Genomic DNA, 8,123 nt, shown 5'->3' with positions numbered 1-8,123 from the left:
CTCGGACCGATGGCGGACAATGGCTCATTCTCCGTTTCACGTTCCGGGTGTCGCAACCCGGACCTTTTTCGAAGATCGACGATGACCGCCAGCGGCACCGCCGGCCCCGCGCTGCGCTACGCCAATGGCTCCGCGCGCGGCCTCCTCCTACACCACCACCGGGGACAATGCCCCCGGGTATCCGGGAGGTTTCTTTGTTCAAAAGCTACGCGGCTTTTTCGAGGGTGTTCCTCTGTGCGTGAAACGCCTCCTCCACTTCTTGCGGCGTCCTATGACCGATGGCGCTGTGGAGCTGCTCGTTGTTATGCCAGCTGACCCATTGCAGGGTCTCCCACTCGACCTGTGCCATGGATTTCCAGGGGCCGAGGACGTTGATGACCTCGGTCTTGAACAGGCCGATGATACTCTCGGCCAACGCGTTGTCGTAACTGTCGCCCATGCTGCCCACCGAGGTGTCGATGCCTGCATCAGCCAGGCGCGAAGCCGGGCAGATCGTGGCGACCCTTCGCGTTTCCGACCCCGCAGCCCTTGCCGCAATCGAACGCGGCGACGTGACGGGAGTCAGCATCGGTTATCGCGTGACCAAGTGGCAGGACTCGTCCGACGCCACCGGGCAGCGCGTCCGAACCGCCACCGCCCGGGAACTGGTGGAAGCCTCGCTTGTCGCCATTCCCGCAGACCCCCAAGCCCTTATCAGGAGTGCACCCTTGCCCCAAGACGTGACCACCGCGCCCGACGCGGCAACCCTTGAAACCCGCGCCGCAATCCGCAGCATCGCCACCACGGCGGGCCTGGATTCGGCATGGGCCGATTCCCAGATCGACTCCGGCGCGGACGTGACCGCAGCCCGCAGCGCGGCCTTTGAGGCGATGACGCAGCGTTCGGCCGCGCCGATCCGCACCGCCACCATGGGCGCGGCCAGTGATGACCCGGCCGCAATCCAAGCCCGGCAGGTGGAAGCCCTTTCCGCCCGCATGATGGGCACCGCCCCGACCGACGCGGCGCGCCCCTTCATGCAGATGGGCCTTGCCGACTATGCCCGCGATGCCCTGACCCGCAGCGGCACCGTTGGCGTGGCGATGATGGGCCGGGAAGAACTGCTGCAACGCGCCATGCACACGGTTTCCGACTTCCCGGACCTGCTGACCGGCGCGGGCAACCGTGTTCTGGCCGATGCCTACCGGCGCGCCGAAAGCCCGCTGAAACAGCTTGCGCCACAGCGCACGGCTGCGGACTTCCGGCCGCTGTCGACGCTCGAGGTGGGCAATTTCACCAAGCTGGAAAAAGTGACCGAAGCGGGCGAGATCAAGGCGCTTTCCACCGCCGAAGCCAAGGAAGGCTACAGCATCGAAACCTTCGGCGGCATTTTCAGCCTGTCCCGGAAAGCGATCATCAATGACGACCTCGGGGCCTTTGCCCGCTGGGGCGAAATGACGGGCCAGGCAGCGGCGGAAACCGAAGCCGGGCAACTTCTGGCGCTGCTGACCACGAAAGCGGGCGCGGGCGTAACGCGATGATCGGCGACACGCTGCACACGGATATCCTGAGCGAGCAGGCGGCGGGGCTGGTCGGCATCCTGGTGACAGGCCACGACCCGGGCCCCTTCATCGCGGCCAGCCGGATCGTGCCCGAGATTTCGCTGCCGTCGATCTGACGCGCTGGCGGCCGCCAACCCGGCGCTTGCGGTCGCGGCACTGGGCAAACCCACCGCCCGCCCCCCCGGTGCTCGGCGGGCGGCATCCGGCATCGCCTGACATGACGAAACCGCCGGCTGCTATCGCATGACAAGGCAGGACATGCTTACATGGCAAGGACATTGCGGCCCCGGACGCCAGGCGCGGACGGGGTGCAGACACCGGAAGGAGATGCCATGAAAAGGTTCCTGATCTCGACCACCGCGCTTGCAGTGGCTCTGGCGCAGATGCAGCCGATCGCCGCAGCCGCGCAGGTGACGGTGCAGGTAGGCAACGACACGGTGATGTGTCTGGCGCTGCCCGAAAGCCCCTGCCCCGAAGGCGCCACTTGCGTCGTGGCGCCGGAACCCCCGTGCAACGGGATCGACGAAGCGACCTTTGCCGCCGCCATCGCCGCCCAGTCCGAGGCCGAGGCGAGGGCCACCGCCGCGGGCCAGAGCGGGGCGACCCTCGCCCCCCCGGCCGAGGAGGAAGAACCGGCAATCGAGGCGGCGCCGACCGACCCCGCCCCCGAAACCCTGCCCCCGTCCACCGCCGCCGCGCCGCAGGCCCCGGCCACCGGGCCGCAAGCAACCGCAACCGCAGGCGACGCCGCCGCCGAATCCGAAAAGGCCGCGCGCAAGGCCGCCGAAGCCGAAGCGGCCAAGGCCGAAAAGGCCGCCAAGGCCGAAGCCGCCAAGGCCGCCCGCGCCGCCGAACGCGCCGCCCGGGCCAAGGCGAACCAGGCCGCCGGCACCGACCCCGCGCCTGTGGTCGTCACCACCGCCCCGGTGTCGGAAGAAGCGGTCCAGACCCTGACCGACATCCTCTCGGCCCCCTCCGACGCCGAGGCCGAGGCCCCCGCCGCCGCCGCCGCGGAACCCGCCGCCGCCCCGGCCGAGGCGGTGGAAACCACCGTCACCGCCGAGGAAACCCGCACCAGCGCCCAGGACTTTGCCCCCGCGCAACCGGCGGCCACCGCAGCCCCCGGCGCGGCAGCCCCCGCCCAGGGGCGCAGCCGCATGTCGGATCTGGAAAAGTTCGGCCTTGCCGTGCTGGGGGGCCTCGTGGTTGGCGCCATCCTGCAAAACGGCGACAAGGTGGTTTCCAACACCGGCGACCGCGTGGTGATCGAACGCGACGACGGCACCTTTGCCGTGCTGAAGGATGACGACACCCTGATCCGCCAGCCCGGCAGCAACGTGCGCACCGAAACCTTTGCCGACGGCTCGACCCGCGCCACCGTGCTGCGCGCCGACGGCAGCCGCATCGTGACCATCCGCGACGCCGCCGGCCGCGTGCTGCGCCGCACCCGGATCGCCCCCGACGGGCGGGAAACCGTGCTGATCGACGATCTGGCACCCGCCCCCCGGATCGATGTGACAACCCTGCCCGCGCCGCGCCCCGAAACCCGCTTCATCCAGCCCGATGCCGGCGATGCCGCCTTGCGCGCGGCCCTGCTGGGGGCGCAGACCCGGCAGGTCGGGCGCACCTTCAGCCTGCGCCAGATCCGCGACTATGCCGAGGTGCGGGCCCTGGCGCCGACCATCGGGGTGGAAAGCATTACCTTCGAAACCGGCTCGGCCGCCATCCGGCCCAGCGAGGCGGTCAAGCTCGCGCGGCTGGGGCGGTTCATGGCGGAGCTCATCGCCACCAACCCGGCCGAGATGTTCCTGATCGAAGGCCATACCGATGCCGTGGGATCGGCGGCCTCGAACCTCGCATTGTCCGACCGCCGGGCCGAATCGCTTGCGCTGGCCTTGACCGAATATTTCGGCGTGCCGCCCGAAAACATGGTGGTGCAAGGCTATGGCGAGGCCGAACTGCTGATCCCCACCCAGGCGGCCGAAGTGCGCAACCGCCGCACCGCGGTGCGGATGATCTCGCCCTTGCTGCCGGTTTCGGTCGCCAGCCGCTGAGCGGCCAAAGCAGGGGGCGCGGGGTTGCAGCACGGACCCGGGCGGTGCAAGGGTGCCCGCAGCCCCTTGCCCACCCCTTCGGGATCCGCCCTGTGACCGATGCGACCGCGCCCCTTGCCCCCGGCAGCACCGTTGCAGTGCTGACCCCCGACATGCCGCTGCGCGCGCTCGACTACCGGATCGAGGCGCCGGTGCGCCCTGGGGCCTTCGTGCTGGTGCCGCTGGGGTCGCGCCGGGTGGTGGGGGTGGTCTGGGGCCCCGGCTCGGGCGGGTTCGACCCCGCCCGGATCAAGCCGATCGAGGCCTTGCTGGACGTGCCGCCGATGCAGGAAGGCTTGCGCAGCTTTCTGACCCGTGCGGCGGATTACACCCTGACGCCGCTGCCGGCCATGCTGCGGCTGGCCACGCGGGTGCCGGGGCTGGCCGACCCGCCGCAGATGCGCCGGCTGGTACGCGCCACCGGCGCAGCACCGGCCCGGCCCACGGCGGCGCGGGCGCGGGTGCTGGCGGTGCTGGCCGAACTGGGGGGCGCGGGGCTGCCGATGGCAGACCTCGCGCGCGCTGCCGAAACCGGACCGGCGGTGCTGAAGGCGCTGATCGACCAGGGCGTGCTGGCCGTGGGCGAGGTGCCGCGCGACCTGCCCTATCCCCGGCTCGACCCCGGCCCGGGCCCGCGCGCGCTGACCCCCGACCAGGCCGCCGCTGCCGCCGCCTTGCGCACGGGCGTCGTGGCGGGGGGCTATGGCACAACGCTGCTGAAAGGCGTGACCGGATCGGGCAAGACCGAGGTCTACCTCGAAGCCGTGGCCGAGGCCCTGGCCCAAGGGCGGCAGGCGTTGGTTCTGCTGCCCGAAATCGCCTTGACGGCCGAGTTCCTGACCCGGGTCGAGGCGCGCTTCGGCGCCCGGCCGGGCGAATGGCATTCGGGCATGACCCCGGCCGAACGCCGGCGGCTGTGGACGATGGCGGCCACCGGGGGCGTCGGGCTGGTGGTGGGGGCGCGGTCGGCGCTGTTCCTGCCGTTTCGCGACCTTGCCCTGATCGTGGTGGACGAGGAACACGACACCTCCTACAAGCAGGAGGAAGGCGTGCTGTATCATGCCCGCGACATGGCGGTGCTGCGCGCCTCGGTCGAAGGGTGCCGCGTGGTGCTGGCCTCGGCCACGCCCAGCCTGGAAACCTGGGTCAATGCCCGGGCCGGGCGCTATGACCGGGCCGACCTGACCAGCCGCTTCGGCCCGCAGGATCTGCCCGACATGCGCGCCATCGACCTGCGCGCTGCGGCCTTGCCCGCAGACCGCTGGATTTCGCCCGATCTGGCGCAGGCGGTCGGCACAAGGCTGGCGGCGGGGGAACAGGCGCTGCTGTTTCTGAACCGCCGTGGGTTCGCGCCCGTCACCATCTGCCGGGCCTGCGGCCACCAGATCGGTTGCGACCAGTGCGATGCCCGCATGGTGGAACATCGGTTCCAGAAACGGCTGATCTGCCACCAGTGCGGCGCCAGCCGCCCCATTCCCACCGCCTGCCCCGCCTGCGGCGTCGAAGGGCGGCTGGCCGCCATCGGCCCCGGGGTTGAACGCATGGCCGAGGAGGCGGCCGCCCTTTGGCCCGAAGCACGGGTCAAGACCCTGTCCTCCGACCTTTATTCCAGCGCCCGCGCGCTCAAGGAGGATATTGCCGCCATCGCCGCCGGCGGGGCCGACATCATCGTCGGCACGCAGATCGTGGCCAAGGGACACAACTTTCCGCTGCTGACGCTGGTGGGGGTAATCGACGCCGACCTTGGCCTGCATGGGTCGGACCTGCGCGCGGCCGAGCGCACGTTCCAGCTGATGCGGCAGGTGGCGGGGCGCGCGGGCCGGGCCGAACGCCCCGGCGTGGCCTTGCTGCAAACCCACCAGCCCGATCACCCGGTCATCCGCGCCATCCTGTCGGGCGACGAAGAAGGGTTCTGGAGCGCCGAGGCCGCGGCCCGCCAGGCCGCCGGGATGCCCCCTTTCGGCCGGCTGGCCGGGATCATCCTGTCGGGCCCGGACGCGCAGGCGGTTTTCGCAGCCGGCGAGGCGCTGGCCCGCGCCGCCCGGCCCTTGCACGCCATCGGGGCCGAGGTCTGGGGCCCGGCCCCCGCCCCCATCGCCCGGGTGCGCGGGCGCCACCGGGTGCGGCTGCTGGTCAAGGCCGCGCGCGGCGTGGCGCTGCAACCCGCGCTGGCGGCCTGGGTCGCGGGCGTGCGCCTGCCGGCCAACCTGCGGTTGGCCATCGACATCGACCCGCAAAGCTTTCTCTAGCCCACGCCGATCAGCCGTATCGCCTTGTCCCGGTCCAGAAGCCACAGCAGGAACCGCGCCGCGCGGCCGCGCGGCGATTCAAGCCCCGGGTCCAGCGCCAGCAAGGCGCGGGCATCGGTCTGGGCCACGGCCATCAGCCCCGCCTGGCGTTCCAGATCGGCCAGCCGGAACCGCGGCAAGCCCGATTGCGCGGTGCCGATCAGATCGCCCGCCCCGCGGATCGCCAGGTCTTCCTCGGCAATGCGAAAGCCGTCTTCGGTGTCGCGCAAGGTCTGCAACCGGCGCCGCGCGGTTTCGCCCAGCGGCGCGCGATACATCAGCAGGCAGGTCGAGGACGCCGCCCCCCGCCCCACGCGCCCGCGCAACTGGTGCAGCTGCGCAAGGCCGAAGGTTTCGGCCTGTTCGATCACCATGATCGAGGCGTTGGGCACATTCACCCCGACCTCGATCACCGTGGTGGCCACCAGAACCCGCGCCTCGCCCGCCACGAAGCGCGCCATCGCCGCATCCTTTTCCGCCGGCGGCATCTGGCCGTGCACCAGCGCCACCACGCCTTCGCCCAGGGCGGCGCGCAGATGCACGAAACGGTCTTCGGCGGCCGTCATGTCGACGGTTTCCGATTCCTCGACCAGCGGGCAGACCCAATAGGCCTGGCGCCCCTCGGCCACCGCGCGGGCCAGATGGGCCACCACCTCGGCCATCCGGTCGGCGCCGACCAGGACGGTCTGCACGGGCTTGCGCCCCGGCGGCTTTTCGTCCAGCACGCTGACATCCATGTCGCCATACTGCGCCAGCGCCAGGCTGCGCGGGATCGGGGTGGCGGTCATCACCAGCACATCCACCGCCAGCCCCTTGGCCCCCAGTTCCATGCGCTGCGCCACGCCGAAGCGGTGCTGTTCGTCGATGACGGCAAGGCGCAGGTCGTGAAAGGCCACATCCTTCTGGAACACCGCATGGGTGCCGACCAGGATGCCGATTTCCCCCGAGGCAAGTGCCGCCAGCTTGGCCGCCCGCTCGGCCCCCTTGTCGCGCCCGGTCAAAAGCTCCAGCCGCACTGCCGCCAGCTGCGCCAGATCGCGCAAGCCTTCCCAATGCTGACGGGCCAGAATCTCGGTCGGCGCCATCATCACGCCTTGCCCGCCGGCCTCGACCGCAATCAGCAGCGCCAGAAAGGCAACCAGGGTTTTTCCTGACCCCACATCGCCTTGCAAGAGCCTGTTCATGCGTTGCGGCAAGGCCATGTCGGCGGCGATCTCGGCCACGGCGCGGGTCTGGGCGCCGGTCGGGGCATAGGGCAGCCCGGCCAGCACGCGCGCCTGCAAGGTGCCGGTGCCTCGCGTGGCGCGGCCCGGCTTGCGGCGGGCTTGCGCCCGGGCCAGGGCAAGGGTCAGCTGATGCGCGAAAAGTTCGTCATAGGCCAGACGCGCCCGGGCCGGGGCGGTTGGCGCCAGGTCGGCCGCGCCTTCGGGCGCATGGGCGGCCGCCACCGCAGCGGCCCAGCCCGGCCAGCCTTCGCGCGCCAGCAAGGCCGGGTCGATCCATTCGGGCGCCTCGGGCAGACGGGCCAGCGCCCCGGCCACCGCCTTGCGGATCACCCCTTGCGAAAGCCCGGCCGCCGCCGGATAGACCGGCTCCCACGGCGGCAGGGCTGCGGCCTCCTCGGGGCGCAGGATATGATCGGGGTGGACCATCTGGGCGATCCCGTCGAACAGCTCGACCCGCCCCGAAACCACGCGGCGCTGCCCGGTGGGCAACTGGCGCTGCAACCAGTCGCCGCGGGCATGAAAGAACACCAGCGGAAACTCCGTCAGCGCGTCGCGCACCATCACGCGCGAGGGCCCGCCCTTGCGCCGCGCCGGGAAATGGCCGCCGATCTGGACCTCGACCGTCACGGTGGCGGGCGGCACCACATCGCGGATCGAATCGCGCCGGCGCCGGTCCACCACCGAATGGGGCAGCAGGAACAGCAGGTCGCGCGGGCGCGTCACCTCGAGCGCGGCAAAGGCGCGCACCAGCTTTTCGCCCACCCCCGGCAAGGTGTCGAGCGCTGCAAACAGCGGAAACAGCGGCTCTGGCCGGCTCATGCCCCGATCAGCGCCAGCCACGCCTCCTCGTCCAGCACGGTCACCCCCAGTTCGGCGGCCTTGGCGGCCTTGGACCCCGCGCCGGGGCCGGCCACGAGGAAATCGGTCTTTGCCGAAACCGACCCGGCCACCTTGGCCCCCAGCGCTTCGGCCCGGGCC

The 8,123-nt window shown here is 71.3% G+C and carries 7 protein-coding genes; 4 read left to right on the top strand and 3 right to left on the bottom strand.

The annotated features are described in order from the left end of the window. Positions 1-205: 205 nt before the first annotated feature. The gene (locus ACK4S2_RS15095) at positions 206-439 is read right to left on the bottom strand and encodes an integrase core domain-containing protein (protein ID WP_409626201.1); all 234 of its coding nucleotides are present in this window, start codon (positions 437-439) and stop codon (positions 206-208) included. Between ACK4S2_RS15095 and ACK4S2_RS15090 the strand changes: the two genes are divergently transcribed. From ACK4S2_RS15090 to ACK4S2_RS15075, 4 genes are all read left to right on the top strand, one after another. Continuing rightward, positions 438-1,517, top strand: coding sequence for an HK97 family phage prohead protease (locus ACK4S2_RS15090; RefSeq protein ID WP_409626198.1), 1,080 nt, complete (start codon positions 438-440; stop codon positions 1,515-1,517). The genes ACK4S2_RS15095 and ACK4S2_RS15090 overlap by 2 nt on opposite strands. Then, a complete protein-coding gene (locus ACK4S2_RS15085) occupies positions 1,514-1,654 on the top strand; it encodes an HAD hydrolase-like protein (RefSeq protein ID WP_409626195.1) in 141 nt (46 codons plus the stop codon). The genes ACK4S2_RS15090 and ACK4S2_RS15085 overlap by 4 nt, the downstream gene beginning before the upstream one ends. Before the next feature lie 216 nt (positions 1,655-1,870). Further along, complete coding sequence (locus ACK4S2_RS15080; protein ID WP_409626193.1) at positions 1,871-3,592, top strand: OmpA family protein; 1,722 nt, start codon at positions 1,871-1,873, stop codon at positions 3,590-3,592. A gap of 152 nt (positions 3,593-3,744) precedes the next feature. Continuing rightward, positions 3,745-5,880, top strand: a complete 2,136-nt coding sequence (locus ACK4S2_RS15075; RefSeq protein ID WP_409626206.1) for a primosomal protein N' — start codon at positions 3,745-3,747, stop codon at positions 5,878-5,880. Here the strand turns inward: ACK4S2_RS15075 and recG are convergent. Together recG and ACK4S2_RS15065 are read right to left on the bottom strand one after the other, a co-directional pair. Beyond that, positions 5,877-7,964, bottom strand: coding sequence for an ATP-dependent DNA helicase RecG (recG, locus tag ACK4S2_RS15070; RefSeq protein WP_409626190.1), 2,088 nt, complete (start codon positions 7,962-7,964; stop codon positions 5,877-5,879). The genes ACK4S2_RS15075 and recG overlap by 4 nt on opposite strands. Continuing rightward, the coding region (locus tag ACK4S2_RS15065; protein WP_409626203.1) for a BRCT domain-containing protein at positions 7,961-8,123 on the bottom strand (163 nt) is incomplete at its 5' end. The genes recG and ACK4S2_RS15065, both read right to left, overlap by 4 nt.

It is taken from the genome of Gemmobacter sp. (genome assembly GCF_046292685.1).
In the GTDB taxonomy this organism is placed as follows: domain Bacteria; phylum Pseudomonadota; class Alphaproteobacteria; order Rhodobacterales; family Rhodobacteraceae; genus Wagnerdoeblera.
The sequence above is the reverse complement of the archived record's forward strand: the minus strand, read 5'-3'. Positions and strand labels throughout refer to the sequence as shown.

Bases quoted from the DNA above. Each gene is read 5' to 3' on its own strand.
- ACK4S2_RS15080 (WP_409626193.1), top strand. From the start codon at position 1,871: ATGAAAAGGTTCCTGATCTCGACCACCGCGCTTGCAGTGGCTCTGGCG.
- ACK4S2_RS15095 (WP_409626201.1), bottom strand. From the start codon at position 439: ATGGGCGACAGTTACGACAACGCGTTGGCCGAGAGTATCATCGGCCTG.
- recG (WP_409626190.1), bottom strand. From the start codon at position 7,964: ATGAGCCGGCCAGAGCCGCTGTTTCCGCTGTTTGCAGCGCTCGACACC.
- ACK4S2_RS15090 (WP_409626198.1), top strand. From the start codon at position 438: ATGCTGCCCACCGAGGTGTCGATGCCTGCATCAGCCAGGCGCGAAGCC.
- ACK4S2_RS15085 (WP_409626195.1), top strand. From the start codon at position 1,514: ATGATCGGCGACACGCTGCACACGGATATCCTGAGCGAGCAGGCGGCG.
- ACK4S2_RS15075 (WP_409626206.1), top strand. From the start codon at position 3,745: ATGCCGCTGCGCGCGCTCGACTACCGGATCGAGGCGCCGGTGCGCCCT.